Below are 21,337 nucleotides of genomic sequence, written 5' to 3' on the forward strand. Positions count from 1 at the left end.
AAGCCACCGGGTCAGTGCAGGAAGAAGTGGCGGTTCGCCGCGTCGATCTCGACGCTTCGGGCGCGCACCACCTGGTCGAACAGTACCTCGCCGCAGCCGATGACGGCGGGGATGCCGAACTCGGCGCAGCGGATCGCCATGTGCGAGTTCGCGCCGCCGTATTTCGTCACGAGCCCGGCGATGCCGTGCGTGAAGATCCAGTCGAAGCCGGGGTCGGCGCTCTCGATGCAGACGACGGCACCGGCGATCGGCGATGAGGTGTCGCTCTGCGGGTCGAGGCGCACGAGCGGCCCGGCGGCCCGACCCTTGGTGACGTAGTTCGGTTCGGTGCGCTGCTGCGGTGCGATGTAGACCTCCTCGACCGACCGCAGGATGAAGCTGAGGTGCAGCGATGCGGCGCATTGATGGGACCGGCGCGCCTGTTCGACCCGGTCGCGCAGGGAGAAGCCCTCGCGCTCGGGGTGACGGCCGGCGACCTGATCCAGAAGCGGGACGACGTCCAGGTGGCTCAGGTCGTCCCGGCTGAGGCCGTTGTCTTCGGCCCAGGCCGCCAGCAGCTCCAATGCATCCGAGATGTTGCGCGAGAACACGAACTTGCCGAGTTCCCGGCCGGCGACCGCCTTGCGTGCATAAGCCAGCAGCGCCTCGGCGTCCCGGAGGTCCAGCCCGGCTTCGCCGATCAGTAGCCCGATCGACCGCCGTTCCGCCGGGGCCAGGGTGAAGCCGTCGACCACGTCGACCTGCGGCAGGTGGCTCCCGGCGAACAGGTCGGCGCGCCGGTCGTAGCGCGACGACAGCACGTCGTAGGTGCCCGGCCGCAGGTGACCGAAGCGCGCGAAGAACACATCGGCGGTCATCCGGCCGCGGGCCACGTCCCGCATGGCGTCGATCAGGTCGCCGGCCACCGTGCGGATCGAGCGCTTGAACGCCGCCAGGCGATCGGGCGACAGCGCATCGCGCTCGACCAGCGACCGCAGCAGGGCCTCGGCCAGGAACCCGTGCCGGGCCATGACGGAGAATGCCGGGGTTCCGAGCTGGCGGGCCTCCTCGAGCAGCCGTCGGGCAGCCGCCAGCTTTCGCAGCGGCGGCACCGCGAGGGTCTCGAACACCGACGGTCTGCTCTGCTGGCGGGCCGCCAGCACGGCGATCTGCCGGTCGGCGGCCTGCAGCGTCCCGGCGTCGCCGTTGCCGACCATCCGGTTCATGTGGTGGCGATACGCCTCGAGGATCGCCTGCCGGTCGTCCGCGTCGAGGGCGTCGCCATAGGCGGCTTCCAGGAACTGCCCGGACCGGAAGTCGATCCCGGTCGGCATGACCTCGAACTCGACCTTGTCGTGAAGCTCCGGCCGGTCGGCCAGGCGGTCCAGCGCGGCGTCGACCAGGCGCGCGGCCCGGTCGTCGTCCAGGTCGGCGGGCAGGAACGAGTTGAACGAGTTCCGCACGTCGATGTAGGGCCGGCCGGCCAGCTCGACCATCAGATGCTCGCCGACCATCGGGCGATACCCCATCGACGCCCGGGCGGCCGCCCACACCTCGTCGGTGATCAGATGCCGGTACAGCGACAGCGCCAGCCCCCTCGGGGCAGAGCCGATCATCTCGGCCGGATTCCAGTCGGTCATCGTCCCGAGGATTCCCCGGCCGCCCAATACCTCGGGACGCGGGCCCAGCCGGTCGGCCAGGTAGCCGGCGATGCCGTGCAGGGCCGCGTCGACCCGCAGCACCAGTCCGTGGTCCCAGCTCGAGTGGGAGGTGATCTGCCGCACCTGGAACAGATACACCGTGCCGTCGCGGCCGAGCGCGAACTCGATGTCGAGGGGAACCCGGCCGAACACGCCCTCGAGGTTGCGGATCAGCCGGAGCACGCGCCGCATGCGGATCGACGCCAGGTCGGCCTCGCCGACGTCCCGATGCAGCCGCAGCGACTTGTTGATCCGCAGGCCGGCCGTCACCGCGTCGGTCTCGCCGCTCTCGTCGTCGTACTCGATGGTGTAGTAGGGGCTGCCGTCGTCGAGCCCGTGGGTCATCGCCACACCGCTGATCGCCACATCCGTGACCATCTGCTGGACCAGGACCTGGTCCTCGGAATGGCGGGCGTCGTAGGAGGCGATGACGGATTCCACGGCCTCGCGTATCGCCGGCCGGTCGTCGACGGCGACGTGCAGAACGCTGGCGAAGGCGCCGGCCATGGACGAGGTATCGGAGTCCTCGCGCAGGGCGCTCGACCGCACCGCCACGGCAGTGCCGCCGAACCGCCCGGCGATCGCATCGGCGAGGGCGTCGGACCGATCTTCCCAGTCGCCGACGGTGAAGTACAGGAACGCCGGGATCTGGAAGTAGCCCTGGTGCGGGCCCAGCCGCTCCAGGGTCTCGGCCTTGGTCCCGAGGAGCTTGGTTCGGCTGATCTGCACGATCATCCGATCGACTCCCGCGGCCGCGCTCTGCCCGGGGCGCGATCGGCGGCGTCCAGGATCGCCCGGGCGACCTGCTCGGGGGCCTGGCGGCCATCGTTGTGCACCGTCAGGTCGGGCGCCGTCGGCAACTCGACGGCGAGATCCAGTCCGGCGACGTTGTCCAGTTCGCCGGCGCCCGCCCGGCGGTAGATGCCCTTGGGGTCGCGGGCCGCGAGCACCGACCGGTCGACATCGAGGAACACTTCGACATAGTTCTCGATGTTGTCCCGGTTCCAGCGGTGGATCTCGTGGAACAGCGAGATCGTGGAGCAGACGACGTCCAGGCCCTGACGGGATATCAGCCTGCAAAGCCCGGCGTATCGCCGACTCAGCATCCTGCGTGCCTGCTGGTCGTGGCGGTCGACGTCGGCGAAGATCTCCCGGAGTTCGTCGCCATCGAGCCGCACATGCGGGCGGTCGAGCCGGTCGAGGGCACGCGAAAGCGCGGTCGCGATCGTCGTCTTGCCGGCGCCCGACAGCCCGGTGATCCAGAACACCGTGCCGGCTGGCCGAGACGGGTCGGCGGCGTCGATGTCACGCGTCATTTGACCGAGCCGCCATGTTACCACCGTATGTCCCGGAGGCGCGGAATGTCCCGGAGTCGCGGACCCCTCGCGCTGAAACCTCGTATTTTATTCTTTCACCTCGGTTCTCCTGCGACAAGCCGGCGGGTGTCCTCCACGGTGCCGGCATGGGCGGGAGCGGCGACGGTCGGAGCGTGCGATGCTGCATGCTATGCTGACGCACATGACCGATCGACCGACAGCGTGGCGACAGGTGAGCCGGGCCCGGGCCGTCCTGCTGGCACGGAACGTGGCGGCATACGTCCTCTACGCCGCGCATCGGTTCTACCGGGACCGCGGCCTGCAGGCGGCCGGCGCACTGACCTACACGACCCTGCTGGCGCTGGTGCCGCTGCTGACGATCGCCTTCTCGATCTTCTCGGCGTTCCCGGCCTTCCAGGCGATGCAGGACCGGATCGAGATCCTGCTGTTCGAGAACCTCGTGCCCGAGGTCGGGCTGATCGTCCGCTCGCACCTGACCGAGTTCATCCGTAACGCCACCAACCTGACGGCGGTCGGCGTGGCGGCGCTGGCGGTCTCCGCGATCCTGCTGCTGTCGACCATCGAGTCGGTGTTCAATACGATCTGGCGGGTCGAGCGCGACCGGCCTCTGGTGACCCGGTTGCTGATCTTCTGGACCGTCCTCACGCTCGGCCCGGTGCTGTTCGGCATCAGCTTCTCGCTGACCACCGGCGTGTTCGACCGTATCGGGGAACTGGCGGTCGAGGGTTCAGCCTACATGCCGATCGTCATCGACAGCCCGGGCTGGGCCTTCGTCGGTGGCAGGGTACTGGCGGCGATCCTGCAGACTGTGGCGTTCACCGTTCTGTTCATGCTGGTGCCGGCGCGACCGGTGCGGTTGCGCGACGCCCTGGTCGGCGGGGCGCTCGCCGGCGTGGCGCTCGAGGTCCTGAAGCTGGGCTTCCGGTACTACCTGGTGAGCTTCCCGAGCTACCAGACGATCTACGGCGCGCTCGCGACCTTCCCGATCTTCCTGATCTGGATCTATCTGTCCTGGACCGTGGTGCTGATCGGCGCGGTGTTCGCGGCGTCCTTCACCGAGTGGCAGTCCACCCGGGTCGGGCGCATCGACGTGACCCTGGACGCGCCCCGCCGGCTGGAGGCGGCGGTGGTCCTGCTCGGGGTGCTGGCCGAGCATGCCCGCACCGGCGGCAGCGTCGCGCCGACGGCACTGGCTCGCGCGTTGCCGGTCGACGGGCGCGACGCGGTCATCGAATCGCTGCGGAGCAGCGGCTATCTGGTGACGACCGACGAGGGCGGCTATGCCCTGGCGCGCGATCTGCACGCCACCCCGCTCGCGCGTCTGGCCCGCGACCTGGGCCTGACGCTCGGCCTGGACGCGCAGGAGCCCGAGGAGGCGGCCGAGCGCCGCACCGTTCGCCGACTGGACGCGGCCACCGGGCGGCTCGCCGAACGGCTCACCGATCTCTACCGGGCAGAGGAGCGGGTGCTCGGGCTGACGATCGCCGAGTCGCTCGGCCTGAGCGCGCCGGTCGAGGGGGCCGACCCGGCGGTCGTGAAACTGCCCCACGGCGCGGCCCCGACCTCTCGTTCCTGAGCGCTGCCGCGTTTAGACACCCATCTTGTGGCGCGGGTTGTGTGTCGCCGACTTCCAGTTCTCGACGAACGCCTCGAGCGCCGCATCGGGCTCCGGCGGCAGGACCACGCTCAGGGTGACGTACTGGTCGCCCGGCGGCTCGGACCCGGTGCTCGGGACGCCTTTGCCGCGCAGCCGCATCACCTGACCGCTGTTGGCGGCCTTCGGGATCTTGAGGGTGACGTTGCCGTGCACGGTCGGCACGGTGATCGACGCTCCCAGCACGGCTTCCTTGAGGGTGACCGGCAGGTCGAGGCGGATGTCCCGGCCGTCGCGCCGGAAGAACGGGTGCGGCTCGATCTGCAGTTCCAGGTAAGCGTCGCCGGACGGCTTGCCGGCGGCGGCCGGGCGGCCCTGGCCCTTCAGCCGCAGGACGGTGCCCTCTTCGGTCGCCGGCGGGATGGTCAGGTTGACGACCTTGCCGTCGGACAGGGTGACCCGCTTCTTGATGCCTGCGACCGCCTCGACGAACGGCACCTTCAGCCGGTAGCGCAGATCCTGCGGCGAGCGGCGCGGGCCGGTCCGCGCGCCGGTTCCGGCGCCGTCGCCGCCGGGCGGGTCGCCCATGCCCTGCCGGGCCTTGGCGCTGCGCCAGGCCTTGAGAATGTCGTCGATCGGATCCTGCTCGGCCTCGAAGTCGTCGCCGAAGTCGAATCGGGACCGCCCGCCGGCGCCCGAGGAACCGGTTCCGGCACCCGTGCTGCTGCGTTTGGCCCAGTTGCGCCAGAAGCCCGACCCGCCGCGTTCGCGCCCTTCGGGATCGATTTCGCCGCGATCGTAGCGCGCCCGCTTGTCCGGGTCGCCCAGCACGTCATAAGCGGCGTTGACCTCCTTGAACTGGCGCTCGACGCCGGCATCGCCCGGATTGAGGTCCGGGTGATACTTCTTGGCGAGCTTGCGGTAGGCCGACTTGATTTCCGCCTGATCCGCCGTCCGGCCGACGCCCAGGGTTCTGTAGAGATCGCTCACGATCGCCGACCCCGACCCGAATCCGCCAGGGCGGCGCCGGCAGGCCGGCGCCGCGTCAGTTCACGATCTGCCAGGTTCCATCGGGCTGACGGCATGCGGTCCCATACGCCTCCTCGGTGCGACCGCCAATGTTAACCGTCTGAGAGAATTCCCGACAGTACTGACCGTTGTTGTTCTGATAGGTGCTGGTCGGGGTGACCGTCCCGTAGTGGCCGGAGTCGGGATTGCGCCAGGTCGAGCTGCTGCCGCTCGGCGCCGTCTCCAGGGTGGTCTGCGTGGTCTGCGCCATCGCCGCCTTGTCGGCCTTGTCGAGCGACGAGCCGACCTCGCTGCCGATCAGCGCGCCGAGCAGGGTGCCGGCGGCGACCGCTGCGAGCCTGCCGGTACCCTGGCCGAACTGGGCGCCGGCGACGGCGCCGCCGATGCCGCCGAGGATCGCACCGCCCGTCTGCTTCGGGCCGGGGCCCGTGCCGGTGTTGCTGCACGCCGCCAGTCCGACTGCGAGCACGGCAACGACTGCCATCTTGCGCATCATGGTATTCCCGTCCTTTCCGCTGGACCCGCCGCACGCGGCCGGCCTCGTCCCCATGTTATCCGGTCGCCGTGGTCGAAGGCGATGCCATCCGCATCTGTTCCCGCCCAGTGTCGCGGCGAATTGATCCAAGTCACAGTACCAACGCCCGAGCTCGACTATTCCGTCGCAACGTTGTCGGGAGGTCACGGTTCCCTCCTTGCCGAACGATGCGGCAGGCGGTACTGGGCTCGCAGGATATGGCGGGCTGATGGCAGATTCCAACGCGAGGGCGCATGTGTGCCGGAGCGCGTGAATGACAGGGCGCATGAGAGGCAGAAGTGATGTTCGAGCCTGACACCGACGATCCGTTCGAGCAGTTCCGTCGCTGGTTCGCCGAGGCCGAGGCGTCGGAGCCGAACGACGCCAACGCGATGACCCTGGCGACCGCCGATTCCGACGGTCGGCCGTCGGCGCGGATCGTCCTGCTCAAGGACTTCGACGCCAGGGGCTTCGCGTTCTTCACCAACACCGAGAGCCAGAAGGGCCGGCAACTCGAGGTGAATCCGTTCGCGGCGCTGTGCTTTCACTGGAAGTCGGTGCGCCGGCAGGTCCGCATCGAAGGGGCGGTGACCAGCGTCGGCGACGACGAGGCCGACGTCTACTATGCGAGCCGTCCGCGCGGCAGCCGGATCGGCGCCTGGGCGTCGCAGCAGTCGCGGCCGCTGGCCGACCGTCCGGCGCTGCTGGCGGCGGTATCGCGGTTCGAGGCGGAGTACGATGGCAAGGACGTGCCGCGGCCGCCCTACTGGTCGGGCTACCGGCTGACCCCGTTGCGCGTCGAGTTCTGGCAGGACGGCGAGTTCCGGTTGCACGACCGCTTCCTGTTCACGCGCTCCGGCGAGGGCGCCCCCTGGACGGTCCAGCGGCTGTTTCCCTGACGATGCCGATGTCAGCGCCGCTCGACCCGATCGCGCAGGCGCCGGAGATCGCCCGTCTCACGCGGCGGACCGCGCTCGGGGCCACGGCGGTGGCGACGGTGCTGATCCTGGTCAAGACCGGCGCCTGGTGGACGACCGATTCGGTTGCGATGCTGTCGAGCCTCGTCGACTCGCTGCTGGACGTCGGCATGTCGGTGGTGACCCTGCTGGCCGTCCAGAAGGCGGCCAAGCCGGCCGACCGGGAACATCGCTGGGGTCACGGCAAGGCCGAGTCGGTCGCGGCGCTGAGCCAGGCCGCCTTCATCGGCGGATCGGCAGCGCTGGTGCTGGTCGAGTGTGCCCGTCGGCTGGTCGATCCGGCGCCGATCCGCCACGAGTGGGTCGGCATTCTCACGACCGTCTTCGCGATCGTCCTCAGCGTCGCCCTGGTCTGGATACAGAGCCAGGTGATCCGCCGGACCGGTTCGCTGGCGATCGCCGCCGACCGGGCGCACTACAGCGCCGACCTGGTGGTGAATGCCGGCGTGATCGTGTCGTTCCTGGTTGCCGGTCTCGGCGGCTGGGTGTGGCTCGACCCGATCATCGCCGGCGTGATCGCCGCCTGGATGGGACACAGCGCGTGGCGGATCGGCTACGGCGCGGTCGACCTGCTGATGGACCGCGAGCTTCCCGACTCGGAACGGGCTCGCATCCGGGGCGTTGCCCTGGACCATCCGGACGTGAAGGCGGTGCGCGACCTGCGCACCCGCCGGTCGGGCACGGATACCTTCGTGCAGATGATCCTGGTGGTGGACGGCGCGCTGAGCGTCAACCAGGCGCACCGTATCGTCGACGATGTCGAGCGGGCGGTGTGCAAGGCGTTCCCGAGCGTCGAGGTCCTGATTCACGAGGAACCCGAGCAACTACCGGAGGAGCGGTCGACGGCCCGTCGGCCGGGTAGCCGACATGGAACCGTCTGACCGCAGCGAATCCCGGGACCACGACGGCGACCGCCTGGACCGGCTGATCCGCTTCCTGGGCGACCCCGCCACCCACGGGCTCGCGGCCGGCCCGGTGTCGGAGCCGATCGAGACCCACGGCGCGGTGGTGGTCCTGGCCGGCGACCGTGCCTACAAGATCAAGAAGCCGGTCGACCTGCCATACATGGATCTCTCGACCGTGGCCCGCCGCCGCCGGATCTGCCGGCGGGAAGTGGAGATCAACCGGCGGACCGCGCCGGAGCTTTATCTCGGCGTCGGCGAGGTGGTCGTGGGCCGGGATGGCGGATGGCGTCTGTGCGGCCCGGAGGACGAGCCCGGCGAGGGCGAACGGGCGATCGAGCCGGTGGTCGTGATGCGGCGCTTCGACGGCGACATGCTGTTCGACCGCCTGGCCGAGCGCGGCGAGCTTGCGGATCGCGACCTCGACCGCCTGGCCGCCGCGGTCGCGGAGGCACATGCCGGCGCGCCGAAGCGGCGGCGCACCGCCGGGTCGACCCTGGTCGCCGACGTGCTGGCGATCAACCGGGCCGGGCTGGAGTCGGCGGTACCGACGGTCTTCGACGCCGCGGCGGTGCGCGACCTGCTGGCCCGCACGTCGGCGATGGCGGATGCCCTGGGCGACCACCTGGACGCCCGCGGGCGCCGGGGCCGGGTCCGGCGCTGCCACGGCGACCTGCATCTGCGCAACGTGTTCCGGGGCCCGGACGGCGACCCGGTGCTGTTCGACGCCCTCGAATTCGACGAGGAACTGGCGACCGTCGACGTGGCCTACGACCTCGCCTTCCTGCTGATGGACCTGCTGCATCGCGGGCTCGACGCAGGCGCCAACCGGGTGTGGAACGGCTGGCTGTCGGCCACGCGCGACGACGAGGCCGCCGGAATGATGCCGCTGTTCCTGTCGATGCGGGCGGCGGTGCGGGCGCATGTCGGCGCCACCGCTGCCACGCAGCACGGCCTCGACCGGGCGCGGGCGGCGGAAGCCGGCCGCTATCTGGCGGAGGCCCGCCGCTATCTCGACGAGGTGGCCCCGGTGGTGGTGGCCATCGGCGGGATTTCCGGGACCGGCAAGACCACCCTGGCGCGGGCGGTGGCGCCGGCGCTCGGCCGGATGCCCGGTGCCGCGGTGCTGCGCTCCGACGTCATCCGCAAGCAGGCCTTCGGGGTCGCCGAGACGGTTCACCTGCCGCCCGAGGCGTACCGGTCGGAGGTCAGCCGGCGGGTGATGGCAACGGTGCATCGCAGGGCCCGGCGCCTGGCCGGACTGGGGTCGGCGGTGGTCGCGGACACCGTCTACGGCCGGCCCGAGGACCGGCGGGCGGTGGCGGCGGCGGCGCGCCGGGCCGGGGTCCGGTTCGTGGGCGTCTGGCTGGAACTGCCGGCCGAGCAGGCGGGCGCGCGGGTGTCGGCCCGGACCGGCGATGCCTCCGATGCGACGCGCGAGGTGGTCGAGCACCAGGCCGACACCATCACGGCGCCACACGACTGGCTACGCCTCGACGCCGGTCGGCCTGTGCCGGACCTCGTCTCGGCGGTGCTCGCCGCGGTTGCCGGCAGTTGATTTGGCTCAATGCCGGGGCGGCCGTCCCGGAGCCTACTGTTGAAGACGCCGGGCGGAGCGCCCACGTCGAACAGTGGAGGTTCCGCAATGAAGAGAATCCTGGTTCCGTTGCTCGGTGACGAAGGCGACCGGCCAGCCCTGGATCTGGCCGCAGCGCTCGCGCGGCGCCGCGGGGCGCACATCGACGCCATGCTGTTCAGCCGCGACGCCACCGACATGATCCCGCTGGTCGGCGAGGGGTTCAACGCGGCGATGATCGACAGCATCGTTCAGGCTGCCGAGGCCCAGGCCAGCGAGCGCGCGACCGCGGCGCGTGCAACCTATGCCAGCTGGCGCGAGGCGGCCGGGGTGTCCGAGGACGCCGCCGGCAGCCGACCGTCCGCGACCTTCTCGACCGTGACCGGCCACCTGCCTTATGCGGTCGCGCTGCCGGCTCGGGCGGCCGATCTCGTGGTGTTCTCCCGAGGCAAGGGTGACAGCAGTCAGGAGCGCAGCGGGTTGATCGAGATCGCCATGCTGGAGTCCGGCCGTCCGGTCCTCCTGGCCGCTTCCGACGGCGGCGGCGAGGTCGGCCGGCGCGTCCTGGTCGGCTGGAACGGATCGGCCGAGGCGGCCCGGGCGGTTGCGATGACGATGCCCCTGCTGTCCACTGCCGACGCCGTCACCGTGCTGGTGGTCGACGACGGCGACGTGACCGTGACACCGGACGATCTCGTGCGTACGCTGACCCTGTGGGGCATTGCCGCATCGGGAAGGACGGTCAAGGTTTCCAAGGAGGGCGTGGCGTCGACGCTCGAGGCCGAGGCCGCGGCCGATGGCGCCGACATGGTCCTTCTCGGGGCGTACAGCCACAGCCGGGTGCGCGAATTCGTCATGGGCGGTGTCACCGACGACGCGCTCGCGGGTTCATCCATCGCGATGCTGCTCGCCCGCTGAGTTGGCAGGAGGAACACAGGAATGCCGTTGAAGACCATCCGTCTGGAACTCGCGCGCAACGCCGAGTTCCCCGAGGGGAGCGCGGCGCGCGGGTACGAGTTCCGGGCGCCCCTGACCGCGGACGGGACGCTTGACCACGAGAACTGGCGGGACCTGCGCGAGAAATGCACGGTGCGCCGGTTCTGGAACGGCGAGCCCGACGAGTCAGGGCTGCTCGTGCACACCCGTGGGCAGCGCTGGCTGTTCCACTACGACCACCCCGGCGAGGACGACGATCACGACGACCCGATCTTTCGCTTCGACCGGCACCATTTCGTCGAAGGCGAGTACGTTTCGATCACCGAGCACGACGGCGAACTGCGGACCTTCCGGGTGGTGAGCGTCCGCTGACCGGCCCCGCCGGCGGCGACGGGCCAGAGCCTTTCGCTGCCGCGCCGGCTCGGCTATCGTCCGCGCCATGTCTGAAGACGGCAAACTTCTGCTCCTCACCGGCGCCAGCCGGGGGATCGGGCATTCGACCGTAGCGCTGTTCCTGGAACGGGGCTGGCGCGTGCTCAGTTGCTCGCGCGACACCCCGCCGCCGGAGTGCCGGATGGACCATGCCCGGGTCCACCACATCGCCGCGGACCTGGCCGACCCGGCCAGTCTCGACCGCTTCGTCGAGGAGGCCAACCGGTGGCTCGGCGGCCGGCCGCTGCACGCGCTGGTCAACAATGCCGGCTGGTCGCCCAAGACACCCTACAAGGAGCGGCTGGGCGTCCTGAACGGCGACCTGGATGCCTGGCGGCAGGTGTTCGAGCTGAACTTCTTCGCGCCGCTGAAGCTGGCGCGCGGCTTCGGCGCCGCCCTGCACCGCGGGCGCGGCGCGATCGTCAACGTCACTTCGATCGCCGGTCACGCCATCCACCCGTTCGCCGGCTCGGCCTATTCGACCTCGAAGGCGGCGCTGTCGGCCCTGACGCGCGAGATGGCGAACGAGTTCGCCGAGCTCGAGGTCCGGGTGAACGCGGTGGCGCCGGGCGAGATCGAGACCGCCATGCTGTCGCCCGAGACCGAGGTTCTGATTCCGCGCATCCCGTTGCACCGGCTGGGCAAGCCGCAGGACGTCGCCTCGACCATCTACTATCTTTGTTCCGACGACAGTGCCTACGTCACCGGAACCGAGATCTTCGTCACCGGTGGCCAGCACCTGCTCTGAGGAGAGGCGAATGCGGATTTGCGTGGTGGTTTGCGGCCGGGTCGCGGAGCCTCTGGCCGATGTGATGCCGCCCTATCTCGAGAGCTTTCGGGCGCTGCTGGCGCCGCAGCTACCGGAGGCGGCCTTCGCCGGCTGCTCGGCGATCGACGGGGAGTTCCCGCGCTCGGTCGACGACCACGACGTCTACATCTTCTCCGGCAGCCCGCACGGCGTGTACGAGGACCTGCCCTGGATCCGCGAGTCGGAGGCCTTCGTGCGGCGCGCGGCGGCCGCCGGCAAGGTGCTGATCGGCGGCTGCTTCGGCCACCAGCTGATCGCCCAGGCGCTGGGCGGCGAGGTGCGGAAGTCGGAGCGCGGCTGGGGCATGGGCGTGCACCGCCACGCCCTGACCGGGCGCGAGGCCTGGATGCGCGGCGGCCCCGATGCGGTCAACGTGCTGGTCAGCCACCAGGACCAGGTGATCCGACCACCTGAAGGGGCGGTGGTGCTGGCGTCCAGCGAGTTCTGCCCGAACGCCATGCTGCGGATTGGCGACCGGATCCTGACCATGCAGGGCCATCCGGAGATGAACGTCCCGACGGTCGACCGCATCCTGGACATGCGGCGCGACAAGGTCGGCGAGGCGGTGTTCTCCGAAGGCAAGGGGTCGCTCGGCCGGGCCCTCGACCACGAGGCGATGGCCGGCTGGCTGGCCGGCTTCATCCGGGTCGCCCTGGCGGCGGCGCCGGACCTCAGCGCAGAGCTTCGGGCCGGAGCCGCATGACGAGCGGGTTGAAGGCGGCCCAGTTCAGGTATTTCGCCGAGCCCGCCTCCGAGACCGTCCAGAGCCGGCCGTCGGCGTCGAGGCCCAGGTCCTCGGTCCCGACCGGTGCGGCAAATTCCGCGAGCACGTCGCCGGTGGCCGGGTCGAGCCGGTAGAGCCTGCCGAACTGGCTGGACGAGGCCGATACCCACAGGGCGCCGTCCGGTCCGGCCGCGGCGCCCTGGGAGCGGGCGGGGGTCGGGATCTCCCGTGCGATGGCGTCCGGGCCGAGCCCGGCGACCTGGTCGGCGGCGTCGATCGTGTCCAGGGTCACGAACCGCAGAGCGGCGCCGGCCGTGCGCTTGTACTCGCCGACCCACAGGCCGTCCGCGGTCCCGGCGGCGAACGAGCCGCGCAGCGGGAACCGCAGAGAGACCCGTCGCAGGACGCCGCGGTCGTGGCGCTGCGGGTCGAACAGGGCGTCGGCGTCGAGCTCGATCAGCGCCCAGGTGTCGGTCAGGAACAGCCGCCCGCCGGCCACCGCCATGCCGCCGGCGTGGCTGCAGGCGGCCGGTATCTCGGCAGTCCCGGTGTGGGTGCCGGTGGCGGCGTCGAAGCGGTGGATGCGGCAGTCCTGCGGGCCCGCCCGGTCCTCACGGTAGGCGGCCACCAGGACGCTGCCGCCGAGCACGGTCAGTCCCTGCGGCACGTCGCCGGCATCGAGGTCCGGCAGCCAGATCCGCAGGTCCACCGCGTCGGCGTTCGGACCCTCGGTCAGGTCCCGCCCGCTGGCATAGGACGGCGGGGACCCGAGGACCGGCTCCGCAGCCCGCGTGGCGCTGGCCGGTGCCGCCAGCAGGACGCCGGCTGCGGCGATCGCCCGTACGGCCCGAATCGTCGGTCGCATGATCAGTTGGAGATGAGATCCCGGCACCAGGCGATACGCCGATCGACCTGGTCGATCTCCAGGTCCAGCCAGGCGGCCAGCAGGCCGGCGCCCCGGTCGGCGCGGTCCCGGAGGTCCGTAAGGCGCGCCTTCTCGCCGGCATACATCATCTCGAGCGCCGCCAGCTGTTCCTCGCGATCCTCGTCCGACAGCAGGTCGATGAACCGCAGCTTCAGCGCCAGCACCAGCTTGTTCAGGTCGGAGACCCCGGGGCGCATGGTCGAGGTGAGGTATTCGGTGAGCGCCGTCCGGCCGGAGTCGGTCAGGCGCAGGACCGCGTTGTCCTCCATCCCGCGGCCGTCGACCGGCTCGATCAGGCCTTCGAAGCGCAGCAGCTCGATCGAGGTTCCCAGCAGGTCGAGGGAGGGGCCGACGATCCGGGTCGCGAACTCGCGCACCTCGCGCGCCAGGTCGCCATAGGGACGGTCACCTTCGGCCAGCAGCCCGAGAGCGGCGAGGCGGATGGCTTCCTTCGGAACCAGGGAATTGTCGCGGTACATGTCGGCCTCCGGGCGTCGTGCCCACCCAAAAGGTGAGGCCTCGGAGGCCTCTTGTCCAGGGTGTCCGCCGCCTCAGTAGGTGACGCCGCGCAGCCGCTCGTTGCGCCGCCGCAGCAACTCGATGGTCGCCAGCAGCACGGTCGACAGGCAGATCAGCAGCGTCGCCACGGCCAGGATGGTCGGGCTGATCTGCTCGCGGATGCCGGCCCACATCTGGCGCGGAATCGTGCGCTGCTCGAAGCCGGCCATGAACAGCACCACCACCACCTCGTCGAACGAGGTGACGAAGGCGAACAGCGCGCCGGAGATCACCCCCGGCAGGATCAGCGGCATGATCACCTTGAAGAAGGTGGTGACCGAATCGGCGCCCAGGCTGTTCGAGGCCCGGATCAGGTTCCTGTCGAATCCGACCAGAGTGGCGGTGACCGTGATCACCACGAACGGCGTGCCCAGCGCCGCATGCGCCAGGATCACCCCGGCAAAGGTGTGGGTCAGTGCATAGTCGCTGCCGAACGGGGCCGAGTAGAAAAAGAACATCGCCGCCGCCGAGATGATCAGCGGCACGATCATCGGCGAGATCAGCACCGCCATCAGCATCCGCTTGAACGGCAGTTCGGCTCGCGACAGGCCGAGTGCGGCGACGGTCCCGAAGGCGGTGGCCAGGATGGTGGCCGCGAAGCCGATGATGAAGCTGTTCTTGATCGAGTGCAGCCACTGCTCGTTGTTGACGATGTCCGCGTACCAGCGCAGCGAGAAGGCGCTCGGCTTCAGGGCCAGCATCTCGGGCGTGAAGGTGAAGTAGGGCTCGGCGTTGAACGACAGCGGGATGATCACCAGGATCGGCGCGATCAGGAAGAAGAAGATCGCCGCGCAGATGATCCGGTAGGCGTAGTACCAGATGCGCTCGACCGGGCCCGCATAGCTTGGAACAGCCATCGTCGCTTCCTCACCCGAGCTTCATGTTGTCGATGCCGACGATGCGGTCGTACAGCCAGTACAGGGCCAGCACGCCGGCGAGCAGGATCGTGCCGAGCGCGGCCGCGAGGCCCCAGTTCAGCGACTTCTGCATGTGGTAGGCGATGAAGTTCGAGATCAGCTGGCCGTCCTGGCCGCCGACCAGAGCGGGCGTGATGTAGTAGCCGATCGCCAGGATGAACACGAGAATCGAGCCGGCGCCGACGCCGGGCACGGTCTGCGGCATGTAGACCCGGACGAAGGCGACGACGGGATTGGCGCCGAGCGAGCGGGCGGCCCGCAGATAGCTCGGCGAGATCGTCTTCATGACCGAGTACAGCGGCAGCACCATGAACGGCATCAGGATGTGGGTCATCGCGATGACCGTGCCGGTCATGTTGTAGATCATGGTGATCCGGTTGTCGTCGCTGATGACGCCGAGCCAGACCAGGGTGTCGTTGATCACGCCGTTGGTCTGCAGCAGCACGATCCAGGACGTCGTCCGGACCAGCAGCGAGGTCCAGAACGGCAGCAGCACCAGGATCAGCAGCAGGTTGCCCTTGCCGGCCGGCAGGACCGCCAGCAGGTGGGCGATCGGGTAGGACAGGATCAGGCAGCAGAGCGTGACGCCGAGCGAGACGTAGATGGTCTTCAGGAACAGCTGGACGTAGATCTGCTTCCATTCCGGCTGCATGACCACGTTGCCGTTCTCGTCGTAGGTCCGGTCGACGGCGTTCAGGTAGTAGCTGAACGTGGTCGGCGGCGACAGCAGCTGGATGACCTTCCAGGTCGACGTCTCGCCCCAGTCCTTGTCGATGGCGATCAGAGCTTCCTTGTAGGGGGCGCTCTTGACGCGGTCGATCCGGCGCTGGGTCTTGTTGAACAGGGATCGGAACCCGCTGTCCTCGAAGTTCAGGCGGCCTGCCATGCGGCCGATGTCCCGGCGCTTGCCCTCGTCGGCCAGTTCCTTCGCCAGGGCCGCGAACACCGCCTCCGGCGGCAGGTCGGTGCCGTCCCACTCCGCCAGCAGTGCGGCGGTCTCGGGGATGGCCGCCTGGACCTCTGGATTCGACACGCTGCGCGCCAGCATGTCCACGATGGGGATGATGAAGGTGACGAGGATGAAGACCACGAGCGGCGCTACCAGCATCAGCGCGCGCATCTTGCTGCGGCGGGTTGCCCGGGCCAGCGCCTGCTTGAGCGGCGTCCCGTCGGCGGTGGTCAGGATCGGCCCGGCCGTCTCGGTCAATTGCGCCATCGCCTGCCCTTGGCTCCCGATCACCTGAAAATGGACGAATGAAAGAGGTCGTCAATCCAACAAGGGTGGGGCGGAGCGCCGCCGGCACTCCGCCCCGGATCGATCAGCTGGCGAGCCAGGCGTTGAAGCGCTCGTTCAGCTCGTCGCCGTAGTCGGCCCAGAACTCGAAATCGTTCTGCAGCGGGTTCTTGAAGTTACCCGGAGCCGTCGGCATGTGCGGCTGCATTTCCGGCAGGACCTTCGGGAACGACGACTTGCGGACGGGACCGTAGGAGATCCACTTGGCCTGGTCGGCGAGGCGCTGGGTGTCGGTGGAGAACTTGATGAACTCCCACGCCCGAGCCTTGTTCTTCGCGCCGCGCGGGATCGCCCACAGGTCGAGATCCCAGACCTGGCCGTCCCAGACGATCTCGAACGGCTTCTTCTCGTTGGCGATCGCGTTGAACAGGCGGCCGTTGTAGGCGGTGGTCATGACGACTTCGCCGTCGGCCAGGAGCTGCGGCGGCTGCGCGCCGGCCTCCCACCAGATCGTGTCGTTCTTGATGGTCGCCAGCTTGGCGAACGCACGCTCGACACCCTTCGGGGTCGCCAGGGTCTCGTAGACCTTGTCCGCCGGCACGCCGTCGGCCATCAGCGCGAACTCGAGGTTGGCCTTCGGGGTCTTGCGCATGCCGCGCTTTCCCGGGAACTTCTTCAGGTCGAAGAAGTCGGCGATGGTCGTCGGGCCTTCCTTGAACTTGGTCTTGTCGTAGGCATAGACGGTCGACCACACGATGGTGGCGACGGAGCACTCGTGCACGGCGCCCTGGATGAAGTCCTGGGCCGCAGGAGTGCCGTCGTCGCCCTTCGGCAGGTCGGCGGTGTCGAGCACCTCGAGAATGCCCTCGTCGCAGCCGCGGACCGCGTCCGACAACTCGACGTCGACCAGGTCCCAGGTGACGTTGCCGGCCTCGACCTGCGCCCGGATCTCGGCGAGACCGCCGTTGTAGTCTTCGGAATTCAAGGTGTCGCCGGTCTTCGCCATCCACGGCTTGTGATAGGCCTCGAGCTGGCTCTTGGTGTAGGCGCCGCCCCACGACACGATCGTCAACGTCTCGGCCGACGCCGCCCCGGCGAAGCCGAACGCGGCCATGCCGATGGCCGCGACCCCCGCGCTCTTCAGCAGATGTCTCATTGTTGTCAGTCTCCCTGATCTATGCCGGCACCGCCGGCGATTCCCCCTGTAGGCGGCTCCCGGGCGTCGATTGGGGGATGCGACGGTCCCGGGGCCCTCGACAGATCGCGCGATACCCGCTTCGGCGCACGCGACCTTCGTTCAAGTGAATCAGGCGTCGAGCGCCCGACAGTCCTCCATGGCCCAGCCGACGCGGACTTCCGCGCCTCGGGCCAGAGCCGCGTGCCCGTGCGCGTTGGGCACCTTGACGATGAACTCGTCGTCGCCGCAGGTGCTGACCCGCGCGCGAATGTGGTCGCCGAGATAGATCAGCTCCTCGACCTTCGCGTCGAAGATGTTCGGCAAGGTTCCGTCTTCCGGGTTCAGCGTGACCCGCTCGGGGCGCAGCGAGAGCGTGGTGTCGGAGCCGCGGCCGGCGTGGTTGACGCTGACCGCCCGGATGACACGGCCGTCGACCCGGACGGCGCAATGGGTGCCGTCGTCCTCCTCGACCTTGCCGAGCAGCCGGTTGTTCTCGCCGATGAACTGGGCGACGAAGGCGTTCTCGGGCCGCTCGTAAAGGTCCGCCGGCGTCGCCAGCTGCTGGACACGGCCGTCGTTGAACACGGCGATCCGGTCCGACATCGTGAGGGCTTCGGACTGGTCGTGGGTGACGTACACCACGGTCGTCCCGAGCCGCTCGTGAATGTGCTTGATCTCGTACTGCATCTGCTCGCGCAGATTCTTGTCGAGCGCGCCCAGCGGCTCGTCCATCAGCACCAGGTCGGGCTCGAACACCAGGGCCCGGGCCAGGGCCACGCGCTGCTGCTGCCCCCCCGAGAGCTGTCCGGGCCGCCGGCCGCCGAAGGCCCCCAGCTCGACCATGTCCAGGGCGCGTTGCACCTTGGTCTCGATTTCCGCCTTCGAGAGCTTTCGCACCTCGAGCGGGAACGCCAGATTCTCGGCCACCGTCATGTGCGGAAACAAGGCGTAGTTCTGGAACACCATGCCGATGCCGCGCTTGTGCGGAGGCACGTTGTTCAGTTCCTTGTTGCCCAGCATGATCCGACCCTCGGTCGGCGTCTCGAAGCCGGCGAGCATCATCAGGCAGGTGGTCTTGCCGGACCCGGAAGGTCCGAGCATCGTAACGAATTCACCCGCTTCGATGTCTAGGTTGAGATCCTTAACGACGAGTATCACACCGTCGTAGGTTTTCTGGACCTCCGAGAATTGGACGAACGGCGTCTTATTCTCCGCCATAGTCCCCCATACCATCCTCTGTCGACGGCTCCGCGCTCCCTGTCGCTGGCCGTCCTCGTTCGGTGGAGTATTTCCCCACCCCCGTTTGCGCGAAGCCTAGATCAACCCCGCCACTGGTGTAAACCCACGGTTTTTGCGGCGCACAACAAGGGTGACACCGTCGCTGCATGGCCTTTGCGCTGAATGCGACACGCCGTCGTCGCGTTTCGGCACGGGCCCGGCGGCGATTTCGTCACTCTGTCCCCGAGCGGCCGGAGGCCGCGCCAGCGCATGCGTCGAGGGGACGGGACATGAAGGATACGGCTCGGGTCGTGGTGATCGGCGGCGGCGTCGTCGGCGTGAGCGCCCTGTACCACCTGGCCAAGCGCGGCTGGTCCGACGTGGTGCTGCTGGAGCGCACCGAGCTGACCGCCGGCTCGACCTGGCACGCCGCCGGCCTGCTGCCGCTGTTCAACATGAGCTACTCGGTCGGCCAGCTCCACCAGTACTCGGTCGAGCTTTACAAGAAACTTGAAGCGGAAACCGGCCAGGACGTCAGCTTCCACGGTGTCGGCAATTTGCGGCTGGCCACCAACCGCGACCGGATGGACGAGTACCGGAACTACCAGTGTACCGCCGAGACCATCGGCGTGGAGTGCCACCTGATCGGGGTCGACGAGATCCGCCGGCTGTGGCCGCTGATCAACGACGAGGGCCTGGTCGGCGCGCTCTGGCACCCGACCGACGGCCACATCGCGCCGGTCGATGTCACCATGGCGATGGCCAGGGGCGCCCGCAACCATGGCGGGACGATCTACCAGCACACCGAGGTGACCGGCATCGAGCGCGACAACAACGAGTGGGCCGTGCACACCACCAAGGGCTCGATCCGGTGCGAGCACGTGGTGTCCGCCACCGGCAACTACGCGCGCCAGACCGCGCTGATGGTCGGGCTGCAGATCCCGGCGATTCCGGTCGAGCACCAGTACATCGTCACCGACGTCGATCCGACCCTGAAGGCCTATCGCGAGGCCGGCAATCCGGAGCTGCCGGTGCTGCGCGAATCCGACAGCCAGTACTATTTCCGCGAGGAGCGGATGGGCTGGATTCTCGGACCGTACGAGCGGCACGCCCCGGCCTGCTTCGTGGACGGCGTTCCGTCGACCTTCGAGAAGGATCTGTTCCCGGGCGACCTCGAGCGCCTGATGCCGCATGTCGAGGCCTGCCTGAACCGGGTCCCGTCGTTCGAGAGCGCCGGCATCAAGGATATCGTCAACGGCCCGATCTCCTATACCCCCGACGGCAACCCGATGGTCGGCCCGGCGTTCGGGCTGCCGAACTTCTGGCTGTCCGAGGGCCACAGCTTCGGCGTGACCGCGGCCGGGGGAGCGGGCTGGCAGCTCGCCAACTGGATCGTCGACGGCGAGCCGTCGGTCGACATGATCGGCGTCGACCCGCGCCGCTTCGGCGTGGTCTCCAAGCACTTCGCCAGGATCAAGAACGAGGAGGCGTACGAGCACGTCTTCTTCAACCATTTCCCGATGGAGGAGCGGCCGGCCGGCCGCCCGGCCAAGACGACCCCGGCCTACGACCGCCTGGACAAGGCGGGGGCGGTCTGGGGCGCGCGCTTCGGCTGGGAGCGCCCGAACTGGTTCGCGCCAGCCGGGATCGAGCGTGCCGACGTCTACTCGTTCCGCCGCTCGAACTGGTTCGAGCATGTCGGCAACGAGGTCCGGACCATGCGCGAGCGGGTCGGGGTGATCGAACTGTCGTCCTTCGCGAAATACGAGGTCGAGGGACCCGGTGCGCGCGGGTGGCTGGACCGGATGGTCGCGAACGCGATTCCCAAGGGCGTCGGCCGCATGAGCCTGAGCCACGCGCTCAACCCGTCCGGCTCGATCCGGTCCGAGTTCACCATCACCCGCATGGCCGACGGCCCGTGGGGCGAGCGCTTCTACCTGGTCGGTCCCGGCGCCGGCCACGACTACGACTGGGACTTCCTGCAGAAGACCCTGCCGCGCGACGGCTCGGTGTATCTGAAGGACGTCACCACCCAGTACGGCGTGCTGGTGCTGGCCGGGCCGGGCTCGCGCAGGGTGCTGGAGAAGCTGGCCGATGCCGACGTCACCAACGAGGCGTTCAAGTGGCTGACCATGCAGGAGATCCCGGTCGGCTACTGCCCGAACGTCCGGGCGCTGCGGGTGAACTTCGTCGGCTCGCTGGGCTGGGAGCTGCACCATCCGATCGAGTACCAGGCGCATCTGTACGACGCGCTGATGGCGGCCGGCCGGGAGTACGACATCGGGCTGGTCGGCATGCGGGCGATGGACTCGATGCGCCTGGAGAAGAGCTACCGGCTGTGGGGCACCGACCTGAATGCCGAGAACTCGGTCCTGGAAGCCGGGCTGGGCCGCTTCGTCAGGTTGAACAAGGGCGAGTTCACCGGGCGCGAGGCGCTGGTCCGCCAGCAGGCCGACGGCGTGCCGAACACCTACTGCACGATCGAGATCGACGCGGACGACGCCGACAGCTTCGGCAACGAGCCGGTGTTCATGGACGACCAGGTGGTCGGCCGCGGCACTGCCGGCGGCTTCGGCCATCACGTCGGGAAGTCGCTGATGCTGGGCTACGTGAAGACCGAATTCGCCGAGATCGGCCGCGAATGCCAGGTCCGGCTGATGGGCGAGCTGCGCCCGGCCCGGATCGTGCCGGAAAGCCCCTACGACCCGGACAACGAGGCGCTCAGGGGGTAGCTTCTCCTCTTTCGTACCCGAGGGCTGACGCTCCAGAGTCAGGCATGGTTTGGCTTGGCGGCGTTGCG

The 21,337-nt window shown here is 69.2% G+C and carries 19 protein-coding genes; 9 read left to right on the forward strand and 10 right to left on the reverse strand.

The window, feature by feature from the left end; all coding sequences use genetic code 11:
* Positions 1 to 11 precede the first annotated feature (11 nt).
* The gene (locus RIC31_RS10175; protein ID WP_350106110.1) at positions 12 to 2,414 is read right to left on the reverse strand and encodes a PEP/pyruvate-binding domain-containing protein; all 2,403 of its coding nucleotides are present in this window, start codon (positions 2,412 to 2,414) and stop codon (positions 12 to 14) included.
* A complete protein-coding gene (locus RIC31_RS10180) occupies positions 2,411 to 2,995 on the reverse strand; it encodes an adenylyl-sulfate kinase (RefSeq protein ID WP_350106113.1) in 585 nt (194 codons plus the stop codon). The genes RIC31_RS10175 and RIC31_RS10180 overlap by 4 nt, the downstream gene beginning before the upstream one ends.
* Positions 2,996 to 3,173: 178 nt before the next feature.
* On the opposite strand from RIC31_RS10180, the gene RIC31_RS10185 reads away from it, so the two are divergent.
* Entirely contained in the window at positions 3,174 to 4,592 is a 1,419-nt protein-coding gene (locus RIC31_RS10185; protein WP_350106116.1) for a YihY family inner membrane protein, read from the forward strand.
* 12 nt (positions 4,593 to 4,604) lie between these two features.
* On the opposite strand, the gene RIC31_RS10190 is transcribed toward RIC31_RS10185, so the two are convergent.
* Complete coding sequence (locus RIC31_RS10190) at positions 4,605 to 5,600, reverse strand: DnaJ C-terminal domain-containing protein (protein ID WP_350106119.1); 996 nt, start codon at positions 5,598 to 5,600, stop codon at positions 4,605 to 4,607.
* Positions 5,601 to 5,655: 55 nt separating this feature from the next.
* Positions 5,656 to 6,135, reverse strand: coding sequence for an RT0821/Lpp0805 family surface protein (locus RIC31_RS10195; protein ID WP_350106121.1), 480 nt, complete (start codon positions 6,133 to 6,135; stop codon positions 5,656 to 5,658).
* 320 nt (positions 6,136 to 6,455) lie between these two features.
* Between RIC31_RS10195 and pdxH the strand changes: the two genes are divergently transcribed.
* The 7 genes from pdxH to RIC31_RS10230 all read left to right on the forward strand — a co-directional run bounded on the left by pdxH (position 6,456) and on the right by RIC31_RS10230 (position 12,487).
* Positions 6,456 to 7,052, forward strand: coding sequence for a pyridoxamine 5'-phosphate oxidase (pdxH, locus tag RIC31_RS10200; protein WP_350106124.1), 597 nt, complete (start codon positions 6,456 to 6,458; stop codon positions 7,050 to 7,052).
* An 8-nt stretch (positions 7,053 to 7,060) separates the two neighbouring features.
* Positions 7,061 to 8,011 (forward strand): cation diffusion facilitator family transporter, encoded by a 951-nt coding sequence (locus tag RIC31_RS10205; RefSeq protein ID WP_350106127.1) that lies wholly within the window; start codon positions 7,061 to 7,063, stop codon positions 8,009 to 8,011.
* Positions 7,998 to 9,590, forward strand: coding sequence for a bifunctional aminoglycoside phosphotransferase/ATP-binding protein (locus RIC31_RS10210; protein ID WP_350106130.1), 1,593 nt, complete (start codon positions 7,998 to 8,000; stop codon positions 9,588 to 9,590). The genes RIC31_RS10205 and RIC31_RS10210 overlap by 14 nt, the downstream gene beginning before the upstream one ends.
* A 39-nt stretch (positions 9,591 to 9,629) precedes the next feature.
* On the forward strand, positions 9,630 to 10,526 hold the full coding sequence (locus tag RIC31_RS10215) for a putative universal stress family protein (protein ID WP_350106133.1): 897 nt from the start codon (positions 9,630 to 9,632) through the stop codon (positions 10,524 to 10,526).
* Positions 10,527 to 10,547: 21 nt separating this feature from the next.
* Positions 10,548 to 10,916 (forward strand): hypothetical protein, encoded by a 369-nt coding sequence (locus RIC31_RS10220; RefSeq protein WP_350106136.1) that lies wholly within the window; start codon positions 10,548 to 10,550, stop codon positions 10,914 to 10,916.
* A 67-nt stretch (positions 10,917 to 10,983) separates the two neighbouring features.
* Entirely contained in the window at positions 10,984 to 11,724 is a 741-nt protein-coding gene (locus tag RIC31_RS10225) for an SDR family NAD(P)-dependent oxidoreductase (RefSeq protein ID WP_350106139.1), read from the forward strand.
* 10 nt (positions 11,725 to 11,734) lie between these two features.
* Positions 11,735 to 12,487 carry a glutamine amidotransferase-related protein gene (locus RIC31_RS10230; protein ID WP_350106142.1) on the forward strand — a complete coding sequence of 251 codons (753 nt, stop codon included), beginning with the start codon at positions 11,735 to 11,737 and terminating at the stop codon, positions 12,485 to 12,487.
* On the opposite strand, the gene RIC31_RS10235 is transcribed toward RIC31_RS10230, so the two are convergent.
* The 6 genes from RIC31_RS10235 to RIC31_RS10260 form a co-directional block, all read right to left on the reverse strand.
* Positions 12,456 to 13,373, reverse strand: coding sequence for an NHL repeat-containing protein (locus RIC31_RS10235; protein WP_350106145.1), 918 nt, complete (start codon positions 13,371 to 13,373; stop codon positions 12,456 to 12,458). The genes RIC31_RS10230 and RIC31_RS10235 overlap by 32 nt on opposite strands.
* A gap of 2 nt (positions 13,374 to 13,375) precedes the next feature.
* Positions 13,376 to 13,912: a hypothetical protein gene (locus RIC31_RS10240; protein ID WP_350106149.1), complete on the reverse strand. Its 537-nt coding sequence runs from the start codon at positions 13,910 to 13,912 to the stop codon at positions 13,376 to 13,378.
* A 72-nt stretch (positions 13,913 to 13,984) separates the two neighbouring features.
* Positions 13,985 to 14,848, reverse strand: a complete 864-nt coding sequence (locus RIC31_RS10245) for an ABC transporter permease (RefSeq protein WP_350106153.1) — start codon at positions 14,846 to 14,848, stop codon at positions 13,985 to 13,987.
* A gap of 10 nt (positions 14,849 to 14,858) precedes the next feature.
* On the reverse strand, positions 14,859 to 16,124 hold the full coding sequence (locus tag RIC31_RS10250) for an ABC transporter permease (RefSeq protein ID WP_350106158.1): 1,266 nt from the start codon (positions 16,122 to 16,124) through the stop codon (positions 14,859 to 14,861).
* Positions 16,125 to 16,227: 103 nt separating this feature from the next.
* The gene (locus RIC31_RS10255; RefSeq protein WP_350106162.1) at positions 16,228 to 17,298 is read right to left on the reverse strand and encodes an ABC transporter substrate-binding protein; all 1,071 of its coding nucleotides are present in this window, start codon (positions 17,296 to 17,298) and stop codon (positions 16,228 to 16,230) included.
* Positions 17,299 to 17,448: 150 nt separating this feature from the next.
* Positions 17,449 to 18,537, reverse strand: coding sequence for an ABC transporter ATP-binding protein (locus RIC31_RS10260; RefSeq protein WP_502990117.1), 1,089 nt, complete (start codon positions 18,535 to 18,537; stop codon positions 17,449 to 17,451).
* A gap of 290 nt (positions 18,538 to 18,827) precedes the next feature.
* Between RIC31_RS10260 and RIC31_RS10265 the strand changes: the two genes are divergently transcribed.
* Positions 18,828 to 21,269, forward strand: a complete 2,442-nt coding sequence (locus RIC31_RS10265) for a GcvT family protein (RefSeq protein ID WP_350106168.1) — start codon at positions 18,828 to 18,830, stop codon at positions 21,267 to 21,269.
* The last annotated feature ends 68 nt before the right edge of the window (positions 21,270 to 21,337 follow it).

This window comes from Thalassobaculum sp. (assembly GCF_040219615.1).
GTDB lineage: Bacteria > Pseudomonadota > Alphaproteobacteria > Thalassobaculales > Thalassobaculaceae > Thalassobaculum_A.